The sequence below is a fragment of the Komagataeibacter diospyri genome (assembly GCF_043995075.1).
GTDB classification, from domain to species: Bacteria; Pseudomonadota; Alphaproteobacteria; order Acetobacterales; family Acetobacteraceae; genus Komagataeibacter; species Komagataeibacter diospyri.
Window position 1 is genome coordinate 626,463 of the sequence record NZ_CP171836.1, and the last position, 14,751, is coordinate 641,213.

Below are 14,751 nucleotides of genomic sequence, written 5' to 3' on the forward strand. Positions count from 1 at the left end.
TGGCCATATGGTGTGCCTTCATGACGTGATGGAACCGGTATGTCCGCAATTGATCTCTCGATTATCTGTATCTATTGCCTGACCCTGCCCTTTGTTGCGTTTGCCCTGTCGGGGCGGCAGGATTCCGTTTCCACCTATGTCGGCGGCAGGCATGATCTGCCATGGTGGGCCATCTGCCTGTCTCTTGTCGCGACGGAAACTTCCACCCTGACCATCATCAGCATACCCGGCATCGCCTATGGCGGCGGCATGGTGTTTGCGGGACTTGGGGTGGGGTATGTCATCGGGCGCGCCCTGGTGGCGTGGCTGTTCCTGCCGCATTATTTTTCCGGACAGGTGGGCAGCGTATATCAGTATCTGGGCCAGCGTTTCGGGCAGGCGATGGAGCGCACCGTATCCGTCACGTTCCTGATAACGCGCGTGCTGGCCGAAGGAATCAGGCTGTTTGCGGGCATGCTGCCGGTTGCGGCCATCCTGTCCGCCATGGATTTCCCGCTGCCACAATGGCTGGTCATGGTGGCGATTGTCGGACTGACGCTGGGCTACACGATGCTGGGTGGCCTGCGGGCCGTGGTGTGGTCCGATGCGATACAGCTGATCGTGTACGTGGTGGGGACGGCGGCCTGTATCGTACTGCTGTACCATCATGCAACGGACCTGCAGATCCATATGCTGCGTCATTCCAACAGGTTCCATCTGTTCCATAAATCCCGCCTGTATTTCCTTGATCCCTATACGCCGTACGCCGCCATGATCGGTGGGGCGATCATGGCCATGGCGTCGCACGGCACGGACCAGTTGCTGGTGCAGCGCGTGCTGGCGGCGCGAACGCTGGCGGATGCCAGAAAGGCGCTGGTGGGCAGTGGTGTCGTGGTTGGCTGCCTGTTTGCCATGCTGTCGCTGGTGGGCATGCTGCTATGGGCGCGTAATGACGAACGCCCGCTTGCCGCCATGGGGTTGCCGACGTCGGACGCGCTGTTTCCTGATTTTATCGTGCATGGCCTGCCACAGGGGCTTGCGGGGCTGCTGGTCGCGGGTCTGCTGAGTGCGACGATGGGCTCGCTTTCCGCAACCCTCAATGCCATGACCAGTGCGACATTGCTGGATTTTTCCACGCCCTGCCGGACCATGGCGCGGTGGGTGCGCCTGTCTCCGCTGGGCTTCGCACGGTTGGTGACCGTGCTGTGGGCGGTCGTGCTGGTGCTGGCCGCACTCGGGTTTGCCCACAGCCATGGCCCGGCGGTGGTATTCGGCCTGTCGGTGGCGTCATGTGCCTATGGGCCGATGCTCGGGGCTTTTGCATTCGCCATGTTCAGTCGGCAGGCGGACAGGCATGACGTGCTGCCCGCGTTCATCGTGACACTGGTGGTCGTGTGCGGCGCCATGGTGTTCTGGCGGCCGTATGGCCATGCCATCGCCTTTACGTGGCTGGTGCCGCTGGGTGGCGCCATCATGCTGGCCTGCGTGTGGTTCATGCGGGGTATCCGGCAGGGACGGGCGTGACCTGAGACATCCCTGCCGTGCCCGGCGGGGTCAGATCAGCCCGTAGCGTTCCAGCAGGGTGTCCACTTCCGTCCCGTCCGTCAGGTGCCGGATCAGGGTCGAGGCCGGTATTTTTTTTCCATCGCGCATTTCCGCTGCCGCCTGCACCAGCATGCGCGCGTCATAGACGCTGCCAAACACTTCCGGCACGGCGCGGTCGATATCCAGCAGCGTATAGACTGCCTCCATCGCAGTACGGACGGAATATTCCGTCGTGAACACCGTATCACGCGGCGTTTCGGCAAACTGGCCCAGGAAGGCGAGGTTGACACTACCATCGGGCACGACCTTTGGCCGGTCGCCCACGGCGCGCGGCATGAACTGCGCCGTGATGAAGGGCATCATGCACGGGTGGGTAATCGCGCCCGTGGCCGCCATGTCGTCAATCCCTGTCTCGGGTACGCCCATGTGGAACAGCCATTCGCGGGTGATTTCCTCGCCCGTGCAGTCCTGCATGGGCTTTTTTACGTAATCGCCCGGCACGTTGCTGAACAGGCCATACAGCCATGCCACCATCTGGCCTTTGGGCTGGCCCTTGAAATGCGGCTGGCGGCTGACGACCCAGCTCATCAGCCACGCGGAATCCGCGATCGTGACCGGTCCCCCCGTTACGGTCCGTCCGGAGAAGGGATCACGTCCCGTCACCTTGTGCACAAGGGCCGGGATGCGGGCATCCAGCGTGGTGACGGTGGCGGATTCCCATCGTGATTTCGTGGTGTCGCCACAAAACACGTCCGGCTGGCCGAAAGCCGGGTCCTGTGCCGCGATGTTGCGCCATAGCTGCCAGACATTGCCCTGCGCGATCGTGGCGTCTATCGGCGCCGGGGTGTGATGGTCACCCCAGCGGGAGTTTTCAACCATGGAGCCATTGGTGACGAACACCAGATCCCGCGCGCCGACTGCGGTGCCACCTGTCGCGCCATTTTCCAGCCAGTCGATATGGGTCGCCACCTTTTTCACACCCGATGTATCGATGCGCACATTGGTCACCTGCACCCCGTGACGAAACACCACGCCCTGATCGGTCAGCCAAGTGTCCAGCGGCAGGCTGAGGGATTCCTGCTGGTTGAAGCGGGTGAATTTCAGCGTATGCAGGTCCTTCAGCCCAAGGATCTGGTGCACGAAGCGGGCAAGGTAGCGCTTCATCTCGATCGCGCTGTGCCATGTCTCGAACGCGAACATGGACCGCCAGAACAGCCAGAAATTCGATTTCATGAAATCCGCGGACAGGACATCGCTGATTGTCCTGCCATCCAGCTTTTCCTCATCCGTCAGGACAAGGGAGATGATTTCGCGCCGCGCTTTCCCGGTCAGCTTCAGGCTGTTGCGCTCGGGCAGGGGCTGCCCACGTCCGCACATGGCCCGGACCGGGCTGGAGGACGGATCGACGCGGTTGAGGCGATAGAACTCATCCAGCACAGATGCGCCGGGTACCTCCAGCGAGGGGATGGACCGGTACAGATCCCACAGACACTGGAACTGTTCCTCCATTTCCCGGCCGCCACGGATCAGCCAGCCGGTTTCGGCATCACCCGCGCCATCCAGCGCGCCGCCATTGGCGTCCGATGCCTCAAGGATGGTAATTCTTGACGGTGTCATTCCCGCGTCACGGATCAGGAAAGCGGCTGCGGCCATGCCGCCCAGGCCGCCACCGACAATCCAGGCCGAACGGGTGTCGATCCCGACCGGTTTTTCAGGGCGTACGAAGGCTTCGAAGTTACTGTGGGCATATCTCATGGAAGTTCTGCCTCTTTCTGGGACTGTCCGTGGTCCGGCGAATCATGCCGGATACAAAGTTCTGCTGTATACAGCTGGCTTCTTTGTGACCGTCGTCGTTGAGATGCGTTAATCCGGCATGCTGGCCCGACCTGCATGAACCGTCCGTTCGCGCGGACACGATGAACGCCGGGGGCGGATGGCATGACACAATATGTCAAAAATGATAGTATCAGGACATGGATCAGGAACATGCGGCCCTTAGGACCATGCAGTGGGGCCATCGCAGCCTTGACCGCATGGAACGCCATAAACAGGGCGTTGCCCTGCGCAGGAAGACAATGCGTGCCCACCATGCGCAATGGCATGCGCCCAGGGGGCGGCCCGATCCGGTTGCCCTGCTGGTCGGGCAGGGGGAAAGCCGGATACGGGATCTGCTGCCGGTGCGTTATGGGCGGATGATGGTATCCCCGTTTGCGTTCCTGCGCGGGGCGGCGGTGGTCATGGCGTCCGACCTTGCGCATACGCCCGTGGCGGGGCCACGCGTGCAGGCGTGCGGGGACTGCCATCTGGCCAATTTCGGCAGCTATGCCTCGCCGGAAGGGAGCCCGGTTTTCGATATCAACGATTTTGACGAAACGCTGCCTGCCCCATTCGAATGGGATATAAAGCGCCTTGGCACGTCGCTGGTGCTGGCCGGACGGGAAGGGGGCCTGTCAGAGCGCAAGGCACGTGACCTGGCGGTATCCATGGCGCGGACCTACGCCCGGGAAATGAAGCGTCTTGCCATGCTGTCCCCGCTGGAAGTCTGGGGCAATCCCATCGACCTGTCCGCCGCGATCGCCACGTTTTCAGACCGGCATGTGCGCAGGCGGGCCGAAACCCTGCTGCGGGCACGGATGGAAAGCGCGCGCTGCCATTACGGCCTGATAGATGAGGAGGGTGCCACACCGTCGCTGCGCGAACATGCGCCGCTGGTCATGCGCCTGCCCGCGCATGAAGATACAATCCGCCATGCCTTTGCCCGCTACGTGGCGACACAGCCAGCCGAACTGGCGGTGCTGCTGGACCGATATGCGTTGCATGACGTGATTTTCAAGGTGGTCGGGATTGGCAGTGTCGGCACCTTCTGCGCCATAGGACTGTTTGCCACGCCGGATGGGGAAACACTGCTGCTGCAGATCAAGGAAGCCCAGCAGTCGGTGCTTGCCCCCTTTGCCGGGGCATCGGTGTTTCATAATCAGGGGCAGCGCGTGGTGGTGGGCCAGCGCATCATGCAGGCGGAAACGGACATTTTCCTGGGCTGCACGCATACCCGGTCCGGAACCGACCCTGCGACATCGGACCTGTCCGGGGCGGGGCGGCAGTTTTACATTCGCCGCCTGAAAGATGCCCGGCTGGTCGCCGTCGGGGCAGATGTTACGCCCGAAGGGCTGGCCGATTATGCCCAATTGTACGGCAGGACGCTGGCCCGCGCACATGCGCGTTCGGGGGATAGTGCATTCATCAGCGGTTATCTGGGTAAGGGGAATGTGTTCTCCGATGCCATAGGCTGTTTTTCAACCCATTATGCGGACCAGACAGAAGCGGACTGGACGGTGTTCACAAAGGCGATCAAGGCTGGAAAAATACCGGTTTCCCATGATGGCGGTATTTCCTGAGGTTTTTGAAAAAATCTTCGCTAAAAAAGGCCTTGATGATTTTCAGGCTGTATCAAGTCATGGAAGCTGTTTTCCATTACGGAAATAAGCATGTCCCGGCCGTAAGGCTGATGGCGGCATCCTTCACCATCCCATATTGCCCGGGCCGCTCCATCCACCGCCCAGACTGCCCCATCCCCCCTGCGGGCCACCATTCCCGTTGTCATAGGCCGCGCGTGCATTGCGGTCCATGCGTGGGTCGCGGTCCGCACAGGCCGCCAGTGATGTAACAAGGGCAAGGGCCACCAGCAGGGTAAACCGCGGAATCATGGTGGGTTTCATGGGGCTTCCGTTATCAACATGCGCCATCATGGGTTGTATGGATAAATACATATCGCATGCAATGATGCATCGGTGGATGCCAGCCATGAAGCTCCAGTCCCGAAAAGGGGGCCTGCGGCAGACTGAATGACATCATGTACCGGTGAGGCAGGGATGGCTTTCAGGTTGAGGTTATGTTCCAGATCCGGTGACGCATCCCCATATGGGGCAGGGATAAGCCCGTCCATGGGTCATGACCCGCAGATCTGGCGCTGCAGCCTGCCTGCCCGGGGAGGGCAGGATTGCGGGATACGTGCCGGTTACGCCAGCATATGCCCCGCAGGTCCGTGGTCTGCTGACTGTCTGGCCCGTCTTCAGGCGAATGCTTCATCCCATGTTCCCAGGGTAGCACCTCGGCTGTATTCGGTCGCCCGGTTTTCGAAGAAGTTGGCGTGTTCAACCGCGTTCATCATTTCATCAATCCATGGCAGGGGATTGCTGGGCACGTCATAAATCGGTTCCAGTTCCAGCCCGATCAGGCGACGGTTGGCGATGAAGCGGATGTACTGCTTGACCTCATCTGCCGTCAGGCCATTGACCGGCCCCATACGGAAGGCAAGGTCGATGAAGCGGTCCTCGTTGGTCACGATCTCACGGCAGGCCTGATGGATCGCATCGGCTACTGCGGGTTTGTCGATCTGGTGGCCGAATTCCTGCATGTATGTCTTGAACAGGCGGGTGATGCTTTCAACATGCAGGCTTTCGTCACGCACGGACCATGTCACGACCTGCCCCATGCCCTTCATCAGGTTATGGCGGGGGAAGTTCAGCAGCATGGCAAACGATGCGAAAAGCTGCAGCCCTTCGGTAAAGCCTGCGAATACGGCCATGGACAGGGCGGTGTTGTAGTGATCATCCATGTTGAAGCGTTTGAGGAATTCGTGCTTCGCGGCCATTGCCTCGTATTCAAGGAAGGCAGCGTACTCGGTTTCCGGCATGCCAATGGTGTCCAGCAGGTGACTGTAGGCGGCCTGATGGATGCTTTCCATATTCGTGAACGCCGACAGCATCATGCGCACTTCGGTCGGTTTGAAGCGGGGCATGTACAGGTCGATATAGGCGTTCTCCACTTCGGTATCCTGTTGGGTGAACAGGCGGAAGATCTGGGTGACCAGATATTTTTCCGTCTCGGACAGGTTGTTGTTCCAGTCCTTCACATCATCGCCAAGGGGGATTTCCTCGGGCAACCAGTGCAGGGACTGCTGGGTTTTCCATGCCTCGAACGCCCACGGATAACGGAAGGGCTTGTAGACCGGGCTGGGCGAGAGGAGGTTGGGTGTATCTGTGCTCATGATACCCTCCCTATAACGCAAAATCACGGCTGCGTGGCAAGGGTCCTGATCCATGGGTTTGCCTGGAATATGGTGTAGCGTCGGCATGGGCCTGATGGGATTGGGAAATGTCGCCAAAAAACCGCATGATCCGGGGGGCGGACGGTGGGAACGCTATCCGGAAATTGCCATTAGCCGCACGGAAATCTTATCGAACGCGGCGACGATTCTGGACTTTCAGATTTATGTCATTATCAAACATAACATAAATCATATTGACATTCCTGGCGCAGACGCCCTGCCGTGACAGGGATTGAAACAGCGGCCTGCGCCATGCCAGATTATGGGAACAACAGTTAAAACAGCGCGTTAGCCACGATTGCCTCCTTAAAATACTGCCGCCCGCATTATGGGGGTGGCCAGACCATGGAGCCGCTTCATGAACAGTCCCGATATGCCGCAAAACCGCCGGATCGTGCTGGCGTCCCGTCCATCGGGGGCACCGACCCCGTCCAATTTCCGCCTGGAATGCGTTCCGGTTCCCAAAATGGGTGCAGGGCAGGTCCTGCTCCGGACGCTGTGGCTGTCACTGGATCCCTACATGCGTGGCCGTATGAGTGCTGCCCCATCCTATGTCCCACCCGTTGCCGTGGGTGATGTAATGGTGGGCGGGACCGTGGCCCGGGTCGAACAGTCCGGTTTGGAAGGATTCAGCCCCGGCGATATCGTCCTGTCCTATGACGGCTGGCAGGATTATGCCCTTTCCGACGGGAGCGGTCTTACGGTCCTGCCTGCTGGCATGTCCCACCCGTCGCGCGCGCTGGGCGTTCTGGGCATGCCTGGCTTTACCGCATGGTATGGCCTGCTGAAAATCGGCGCACCCAGAGCCGGCGAAACCGTGGTGGTCGCGGCTGCCAGCGGCCCTGTGGGGGCCGTGGTCGGACAATTGGCCAAATTACATGGCGCGACCGTGGTTGGTGTGGCCGGCGGTGCGGAAAAATGCCGTCGCGTGCGTGAGGAACTGGGATTTGATACCTGCCTCGATCATCGCGCCCCTGATTTTGCGGCACAACTGGCGGCGGCATGCCCCAAGGGCATAGATGTTTATTTTGAAAGTGTGGGCGGTAAGGTTTTTGATGTCGTCCTGCCGCTGCTCAACACATTCGCGCGTGTCCCCGTCTGTGGCCTGATCGCTCATTATAATGATGGCCTCTATGATAATAAGGATGCTGTTCAGGCATCTGACCGCCTGCCGGCCTTCATGGGGCAGATCCTGATCCGCCGCCTGCGGGTGCAGGGATTTATCATCATGGATCACTACAGCGAATTATATGCCGAATTCCTGCACGACATGCAGCCACTTGTCGAAGATGGAAGAATTCGTGTTTTTGAAGATGTCGTGGACGGTCTGGAAAACGCCCCTCAGGCTTTTATCGGCATGTTGGAAGGAAAAAATCAGGGCAAGCTGCTGGTAAAAGTCAGTTCATAAGCCTGAAAGGGCACAATGCGGGGTTGTCTGAAAAAAGCTTCAGGAAAACTTTATTATGGTTTCAGACTGATTTTTCAGGCAGTCTCCAAACATTACATGGCACGGAACAGCTCCACCCGTAATTGTCCCGCTCAGTCCCGTGGCGGGGTATAGTCCTGCCATAACCACAACAGGGCTTCGGGCAGGGTCTGCGCAATTGTCGGGCCGTCCACATGCCCTGCATTGCGTGACAGGACAAACTGGTAGTCATATCCTTTCGCGGCCAGAACGCGCGCCATGTTTTCACTGGCCAGCACCCAGTCATGCATGCCATCGGGCATGGCGGGCGCAGGATAGAACAGATCCCGGTCGCCTGCGGCAAACCAGAACCGGATTGGCTTGTGCGCGGCATCAGGCACCAGGGCCGCCCCCGTCTGGTTGCCTGTCGCCGCAGGGCTGCCCGCCCATGGCGAGTGGTACTGCCACGCCCCGCCCGGCATGGCCGGGTCATGCGGCCATTGCTGGTTGGTCAGCGTCGGGGAATAGGCCAGCACGCGCCGGTACAGATCGGGATGGAACCATGCCATGCCAAAGGCAGCGCCCCCGCTGGAACTGACACCCATCGTGGCCCGACCCTCGGGATCATGGGTCAGGCTGACGCCTGCGTACTGCTGGGCCATGGGCAGCACCTCACGTTCGACCCATTCGGCATAGATGCCCGATACCGTGTCATATTCCAGCCCCCGTTCGCTGCCCTGCGCATCCTGCCCGCCCGCGCCAATGCCAATGGCGATTATGGGCGGCAGGCGATGACTGTGGATCAGCGCATCCAGCACCGCGAACAGGTCCCGGCCGGAATAAAAACCATCCGTCCCGCCATCGCCAAACACAATGAATGGCGCTTTGGTGCCGGGTTTGTACTGCGTGGGCACATAGACATCCACCTGCCGTACCCATGGGCCGGAATGGCTTGTGGTCAGGCGCAGGTCTGACGGGTCACCGGGGGCGGAATGGGCCGTATAGATCGCGCCGTTGGGGCAGCCATCGGGATCATCGCGCACGATGCCGGAATTGAACAGGACGCTCTGGCTGGAATTCATGGTAAAGGAGACCACGCGTCCATGCGGCGCGGTGCGGGCGGCTGCGAATTCGGGTGCCGCCATATGGGTTGGTCCCAGCACGAAATTGCCATTGGCGGTCTGTGACGGGACAGTGCCATCGGCCAGATCACGTGCCGGGGGATAATGTGCATCATGCGGGTCGCGCCGGGGTGGCCCGACATCAGATGCAAGTCCGGACAGGTCTATGAAGAACGGCGCCTGCGGGTGCGTGGTATTGGCGGCAGGCGGCGTGGGGACATGCAGGGACTGGCAACCGGCCACGGCATGCGACAGCGGCATGGCAAGCCAGCCTGCGCAGGCCAGCAGGGGAAAGGAAAACCGGATCCTGATGCCCGCTGCCACCCGTCCGTATCCCGCTTCACGCTGTAAATCATTCATACCCCAGTCAAACACGGGTGCCGATTCATGGCTACCCCCGGTTTCCGGGTTGTGCGTAAGGTATTCCCGGGTCGTGGCGGGTGGGAAATAGATGTCCGATCCCGGCCATATTCCCCTGTTCGCAATAGGTTGACCAATGCCGTCCGGCGCATGGCCTGATGTATGTCATTGCGGCAAGAGACAACCGATCCCATATCAGAAGGGATGATTTTTCATACGATGCAGGAGAAAACTGTTGTCGCGGCGGTCAGTCATATCCCGGTCGCCTGTCGCATGCGGGGGCATCGGTGCAGGTGTCGGCCGGTTCCGTAATTTTTGTATTTACGGCTATTCCCCTGTATTTTAACTTAATAATCAATGGATACCCGGGGCATTATACAGAATGCCCGGTCATCGCCTTGGTGGTATATAAATACTGAACATAGGACAGATAACCATGCCTATTGACCAGATGCGTAAGAACATGTCGGAAAACGCGGGCTTCATCGCGGCCCTGGACCAGAGCGGGGGATCAACACCGGGTGCGCTGCGGCATTACGGCATACCCGACGGCGCCTACAGCACCGATGCCCAGATGTTTGCCCTCATGCATGAAATGCGGGTCAGGGTCATCACGGCTCCCGCCTTTACGGGCAAGCGGATCCTCGCTGCCATCCTGTTCGAGCAGACCATGAACGGACTGGTCAGGGATACACCTGTCCCCACCTATCTGTGGAAGGAAAAGGGCGTTGTTCCCTTCCTGAAGGTGGACAAGGGGCTGGAAGCCGAAGCGGGCGGCGTGCAGATGATGAAGCCCATCCCCAACCTTGAAGCCCTGCTGGACCAGGCGATCAGCAAGGGCGTTTATGGCACGAAGGCGCGTTCAGTCATTCGCCTGCCCGAACGTGAGGGCGTTGCCGCGATCGTGAAGCAGCAGTTCACCCTGGCCGAACAGATCGCCGCACGCGGTCTTGTGCCCATCATGGAACCCGAAGTCCTGATCAAGAGCCCGGACAAGGCGGGGGCGGAAGCCCTGCTGCATGACGAACTGCACCGTGGGCTTGATGCGCTGCCAGGCGACTATCAGGTGATGATCAAGGTCTCGATCCCCGAAAAGGCTGATCTTTACCTTGACCTGATCAAACACCCCCGCGTGCAGCGGGTTGTGGCGCTGTCTGGTGGATACCCGCGTGATGAAGCGTGCCAGCGGCTGGCCGCCAACCATGGCATGATCGCCAGTTTCTCGCGCGCGCTGCTCGAGGACCTGCGTTACACCATGACGGATGCGGAATTTGACGCAGCCCTTGCAAAGTCGATCGACCAGATCTTCAAGGCATCGACCCAGAAAGTCTGATGACCCCGTTCCCTGTCCCCATCAATATGGTGGGGCAGGGCAGATGACAGGCGGCTTCCGGTATGAAGGAAGCCGTTTTGCGTTTGCTTCCGGATTCCTTCTGCGGATTAATAACAACGTTTCTGGTGAAGCTGTTATTATTTTCATCCAGTTGTTTTTAACAACCATCATTGTCCATTCTCCGTTTTTTTGCAGCAAGGGCAGGCATGATGTCGTGTTCGTTACATCGTGTCGGCTGCAGAAGCGGCTAGGGTTTTCCTGATCTTCGTGGGCGAACCGTTATCCTCTGCCATGACTTATGGTCGGATGGGTGTTTTGCATCTCCCGAAACGCCATGAAGAAGCAGGAAACAATCATGTCGGCTGATCCCCTTTTTTCGCTTGCGGGCTGGCGCGCACCTGTCACCGGGGCGTCACGTGGCATCGGGCAGACCCTTGCGCGGGGGCCGGGCCGGTATGGCACAAAAATCGTGCTGAACGGGCACAACCCCGAACGGCTGGACGCAGCGCGCGCAGGGCTTGAACAGGAAGGGCAGGACGCCGTAACCGCCCGTTTGACGTAACCGATCAGGATGCCGTCATCGCACGTATTGAAAAAATAGAACATGAGTAAGGCCCGATAGATATCCTGATCAACAATACGGGCATCCATTACCGCTGGAACAGTTCAGTCGGGCGGACCGGGATGCACTGACTGCCACCAGCCTCAACGCGGTTTTTCTTTGTGGGTCAGGCCGTCGCACGCCACATGCTGCCGCGTGGGCGGAGCAGGATCGTCAATATCTGTCTGGTCCAGAGCGAACTGGCCCCGCCCCGGTATCGCGCCTATACCGCCACCAAGGGTGCGGTCAAAAACCTGACCAGAGGCATGGCGACGGACTGGGCGCACCATGGGCTGCAGATCAATGGCCTTGCACCAGGTTACTTCAGGACGGAAATGAATGAAAAACTGGTGGTTGTCAGGGAATTCACCCAATGGCTGTGCCAGCGCACGCCCGCAGGGCGGTGCGGCAATGTGGAAGAACTGATCGGTGCGGCGGTTTTCCTGTCGTCGGATGCATCCAGTTTTGTAAACGGATATACCCTGATGGTTAATGCGGTATGGATGCATCCATTTGATAAATAAGAACATATTTTGGGTCTGCCTTTTCCCGGCAAGGTGGCGTTCCCTGAAGATTTTTGAAAAAAGCTTCACCAAACATTTTTCATGATTTCAGACCGCCTCTACAATGCCGTGCGATAGGGGGCAATGCCACGCCCTTCATTATCAATATCGACACGGTGCCCGACCATCGGCAGTGCGCGGTGATGGCAGTTTTCACGCGTGCAGGCACGGCAGCCCGGCCCGATGGGAATAATCATGCGCGGGTCATTCAGGTCCAGCCCGGCGGAATAGACAAGATGCCGGGCATCCGCAATCGAACATCCCAGAACCACAGCCGTAAGGCGCGGGCGATCAAGGTAGGATATACTGTTACGCCCGACGGTCCGCGCGATATTGAGATAAAGCGCGCCATCGGTCGTCTGTGATAGCTGGACCTGCACCTGCTGGGGTGTGCTGAAGGCACGGAAAATATTCCATAGCGGGCAGGGGCCGCCAAAACGGGATTGGGTAAAACGGTTCGCGCTGAAGCTTTTGAGAATATTGCCCGCGATATCCGTCTTGAGGAAGTAGAAGGGAACGCCTTCGCTTCCGGGCCGCTGCATGGTGCTCAGCCGCTGGCAGGCCTGTTCAAAACTGACCCCGAAATGGCGCTGTAACAGTTCAAGGTCATGGCGCACGTCACGGGCGGTCGACCGGAAACGTTCATAGGGTAGCAGCAGCGCGCCGGCGAAATAGTTGGTCAGATAAACACGCGCCAGTCCCCGTGCCTCGCTCTCACGCAGGCGGGAACGGCGGATCGTACGTGCAAATACCCCCTGGTGTTCAATCTGCCCGAGCGCCTGTGCCATCCAGAACGTGCTGCTTTCCGACGGGATGATGCGCGACAGGAACAGGGTGCGACGGCGTCGGTCCATATGCCACATCAGGCCCCGCTGTCCCAAAGCGAGGTCGATTTCGGTGCGGATGCCATGCTGGTCCAGAAGGTAGCGGGTCAGTTGTTCGCCCGGGTTGCCTTCATCCAGCCGCATCCGTTCGGCCTGTCGTTCGGCCGTACGGTCCACTTCATCAAAATAGTTGCGCTGGGCCTGTACCCAGTCATTGACGGCTTCGTATGGTTCCACCCGGTCGGGTGCATCGCGCACGTCGCCACGGTGCGCCGGGCCGGAGCCGATCAGGGGGGCGGCCGCCTGTTCCTGTCGCAACAGATAGGCGCGATAGAGCCGGATGAACTGGGCGCATAGATCAGGTGCGACGCGCATGGCGGCCTGAATGCTGTCCAGCCTTACGGCGTCGGTATCGAATACCGGGTCAGTCAGTATTTCGCGCAGTGCCTGTATGCCGCGTGTTTCTTCAGTATCGCTGAAATAATCCACGCCAACGGAAAAAATTTCACACAGCGTATCAAGCAGGGCCAGCGGCAGGGGGCGGGCGTCATGTTCGATCTGGTTCAGGTAGCTGGCGGATATGCCCAGCCTCTGGGCCAGTGCGCTCTGTGTCATGCCGACATGGTTGCGCTGGTGGCGGACGCGCGATCCGGTGAAGGTCTTGGTGGCGGCTTTTTTCATATTTGCAGTCTTTGCAATCCGCTTCGGTGTGTTCACTCTTTTAAACGGCAAAACCTCTTCCGTCCGCAACAGGGATTTGTCACAGTCCGGATCAACAAAAACAAGAGCAGTAAAGACGAACGCCTGGGTCGGGCAAGAATAAACATAATAACTGCCGTTTCAGGCACCCGACATCCCGGCCGTATCCACGTGCACCGTCACCGTTGACTGACCGCAGCACCCTGCATGGCGCTTCGCGCTTCCATTGAATGACAAGGAACACGACCATGACCCGCATGATGTATGACGATGTTTCCGTTCTGTCAGCCCCCGCCATGGGGCAGGTATTCCCGCGCATGACCGGCAGTGCGGTTTTTCTTGGCGTTCCGGTGCCATCTGCACATGGACAGCGCATGCTGAACATTTCCGCCCTGTGCGTGGATCGCCATCTGGGCGATCATGCGGACAGGCCCGCCATATCCCGGCAGGGTACCGGTGCGCAGTCCGTATCCTACCGCGACCTGCATGAACGCGTCTGCCGCCTTGCCAACGCCCTGACGGATCAGGGGGTGCAGCGCGGTGACAGGGTCGCGATCCATCTGCCCCTGATGGTGGAAAGTGTGGTGGCCGTCCTTGCATGCATGCGCATCGGTGCGGTGCATGTCGTGCTGCCAGCCATGCCTGGCGCGATGCCTTTACGTGAACGGCTGGTTGATTGCGGCGCGGTTGCCGTGCTGACCGGCAATGAAACCATCCGCGATACCGATCGTGCGCCGCTGAAAGTCACGCTGGATGAGGCATTGGATACCGCGGGTGCCCGCTGTCGTGTAAAACTGGTGCTGGTTGTCACGGCAGGCGATGCGGATATCACGATGAAGCCGGGACGTGACCATCGGCATGATGCCGTCGTGGACTGGTACGAACCGGATTATGCGCCGGAAGTCATGTATGAGGATGACCCGCTGTTCATGCTCTATCCCGCAGGCAGGGCGGGTCGGCGCCACGGCGTAACGTATACGGCTGGAGAATATGGCCGCCTGACATCCTGCACGATGGACATGCTGTCGCCGTCGGGTGATGCGGGCATTCCCGGCGCGCTTGTGGAAATGGCGTGGAATACGGGACAGACCACCCTTATCGTAGGGGTGCTGGCAAAAGGGGACACCATCATGATCGATGGGTACGCCCGCACGGCTGCAATATCGGGCAATTGATGAAAATAAAAATTTCTGGGCGCTGCCTTTTTTCAAAAA

11 protein-coding genes and 1 pseudogene are annotated in these 14,751 nt (G+C 59.4%); 7 read left to right on the forward strand and 5 right to left on the reverse strand.

Annotated features, from left to right (window positions below; all coding sequences use genetic code 11):
• Positions 1-39: 39 nt before the first annotated feature.
• Positions 40-1,503, forward strand: coding sequence for a sodium:solute symporter (locus ACE2AA_RS02875; protein WP_395371056.1), 1,464 nt, complete (start codon positions 40-42; stop codon positions 1,501-1,503).
• Between the two features lie 30 nt (positions 1,504-1,533).
• Here the strand turns inward: ACE2AA_RS02875 and ACE2AA_RS02880 are convergent, their stop codons facing one another.
• Positions 1,534-3,279 (reverse strand): oleate hydratase, encoded by a 1,746-nt coding sequence (locus tag ACE2AA_RS02880; protein WP_395371057.1) that lies wholly within the window; start codon positions 3,277-3,279, stop codon positions 1,534-1,536.
• A gap of 218 nt (positions 3,280-3,497) precedes the next feature.
• Here ACE2AA_RS02880 and ACE2AA_RS02885 point away from each other — a divergent pair, with 218 nt between their 5' ends.
• Complete coding sequence (locus ACE2AA_RS02885; protein ID WP_395371059.1) at positions 3,498-4,919, forward strand: DUF2252 domain-containing protein; 1,422 nt, start codon at positions 3,498-3,500, stop codon at positions 4,917-4,919.
• Positions 4,920-5,042: 123 nt separating this feature from the next.
• Here the strand turns inward: ACE2AA_RS02885 and ACE2AA_RS02890 are convergent, their stop codons facing one another.
• Both ACE2AA_RS02890 and ACE2AA_RS02895 read right to left on the reverse strand, forming a co-directional pair.
• Entirely contained in the window at positions 5,043-5,240 is a 198-nt protein-coding gene (locus ACE2AA_RS02890; protein ID WP_227002330.1) for a hypothetical protein, read from the reverse strand.
• Positions 5,241-5,593: 353 nt separating this feature from the next.
• Complete coding sequence (locus ACE2AA_RS02895) at positions 5,594-6,571, reverse strand: ribonucleotide-diphosphate reductase subunit beta (protein ID WP_141259791.1); 978 nt, start codon at positions 6,569-6,571, stop codon at positions 5,594-5,596.
• Positions 6,572-6,623: 52 nt separating this feature from the next.
• Here ACE2AA_RS02895 and ACE2AA_RS02900 point away from each other — a divergent pair, with 52 nt between their 5' ends.
• Together ACE2AA_RS02900 and ACE2AA_RS02905 are read left to right on the forward strand one after the other, a co-directional pair.
• The gene (locus tag ACE2AA_RS02900; RefSeq protein ID WP_395371061.1) at positions 6,624-6,857 is read left to right on the forward strand and encodes a hypothetical protein; all 234 of its coding nucleotides are present in this window, start codon (positions 6,624-6,626) and stop codon (positions 6,855-6,857) included.
• Between the two features lie 132 nt (positions 6,858-6,989).
• The gene (locus ACE2AA_RS02905) at positions 6,990-8,039 is read left to right on the forward strand and encodes an NADP-dependent oxidoreductase (protein WP_395371063.1); all 1,050 of its coding nucleotides are present in this window, start codon (positions 6,990-6,992) and stop codon (positions 8,037-8,039) included.
• A 131-nt stretch (positions 8,040-8,170) separates the two neighbouring features.
• Here ACE2AA_RS02905 and ACE2AA_RS02910 read toward each other — a convergent pair whose 3' ends face one another.
• Positions 8,171-9,532: an alpha/beta hydrolase gene (locus tag ACE2AA_RS02910; RefSeq protein ID WP_395371064.1), complete on the reverse strand. Its 1,362-nt coding sequence runs from the start codon at positions 9,530-9,532 to the stop codon at positions 8,171-8,173.
• Positions 9,533-9,953: 421 nt separating this feature from the next.
• Here ACE2AA_RS02910 and ACE2AA_RS02915 point away from each other — a divergent pair, with 421 nt between their 5' ends.
• Together ACE2AA_RS02915 and ACE2AA_RS02920 are read left to right on the forward strand one after the other, a co-directional pair.
• Positions 9,954-10,850, forward strand: coding sequence for a fructose bisphosphate aldolase (locus ACE2AA_RS02915; RefSeq protein WP_141259793.1), 897 nt, complete (start codon positions 9,954-9,956; stop codon positions 10,848-10,850).
• A 355-nt stretch (positions 10,851-11,205) separates the two neighbouring features.
• Positions 11,206-11,975, forward strand: a pseudogene (locus tag ACE2AA_RS02920) (SDR family NAD(P)-dependent oxidoreductase).
• A 98-nt stretch (positions 11,976-12,073) separates the two neighbouring features.
• Here ACE2AA_RS02920 and ACE2AA_RS02925 read toward each other — a convergent pair.
• Positions 12,074-13,519, reverse strand: coding sequence for a short-chain fatty acyl-CoA regulator family protein (locus ACE2AA_RS02925; RefSeq protein ID WP_395371066.1), 1,446 nt, complete (start codon positions 13,517-13,519; stop codon positions 12,074-12,076).
• Positions 13,520-13,785: 266 nt separating this feature from the next.
• Between ACE2AA_RS02925 and ACE2AA_RS02930 the strand changes: the two genes are divergently transcribed.
• Complete coding sequence (locus ACE2AA_RS02930) at positions 13,786-14,712, forward strand: AMP-binding protein (RefSeq protein WP_395371068.1); 927 nt, start codon at positions 13,786-13,788, stop codon at positions 14,710-14,712.
• Positions 14,713-14,751: the final 39 nt, after the last annotated feature.

What these genes read in the sequence shown, in the direction of transcription:
- ACE2AA_RS02875 (WP_395371056.1), top strand. Translation starts at nt 40, where the DNA reads ATGTCCGCAATTGATCTCTCGATTATCTGTATCTATTGCCTGACCCTG.
- ACE2AA_RS02880 (WP_395371057.1), bottom strand. Translation starts at nt 3,279, where the DNA reads ATGAGATATGCCCACAGTAACTTCGAAGCCTTCGTACGCCCTGAAAAA.
- ACE2AA_RS02885 (WP_395371059.1), top strand. Translation starts at nt 3,498, where the DNA reads ATGGATCAGGAACATGCGGCCCTTAGGACCATGCAGTGGGGCCATCGC.
- ACE2AA_RS02890 (WP_227002330.1), bottom strand. Translation starts at nt 5,240, where the DNA reads ATGAAACCCACCATGATTCCGCGGTTTACCCTGCTGGTGGCCCTTGCC.
- ACE2AA_RS02895 (WP_141259791.1), bottom strand. Translation starts at nt 6,571, where the DNA reads ATGAGCACAGATACACCCAACCTCCTCTCGCCCAGCCCGGTCTACAAG.
- ACE2AA_RS02900 (WP_395371061.1), top strand. Translation starts at nt 6,624, where the DNA reads ATGGGTTTGCCTGGAATATGGTGTAGCGTCGGCATGGGCCTGATGGGA.
- ACE2AA_RS02905 (WP_395371063.1), top strand. Translation starts at nt 6,990, where the DNA reads ATGAACAGTCCCGATATGCCGCAAAACCGCCGGATCGTGCTGGCGTCC.
- ACE2AA_RS02915 (WP_141259793.1), top strand. Translation starts at nt 9,954, where the DNA reads ATGCCTATTGACCAGATGCGTAAGAACATGTCGGAAAACGCGGGCTTC.
- ACE2AA_RS02925 (WP_395371066.1), bottom strand. Translation starts at nt 13,519, where the DNA reads ATGAAAAAAGCCGCCACCAAGACCTTCACCGGATCGCGCGTCCGCCAC.
- ACE2AA_RS02930 (WP_395371068.1), top strand. Translation starts at nt 13,786, where the DNA reads ATGACCCGCATGATGTATGACGATGTTTCCGTTCTGTCAGCCCCCGCC.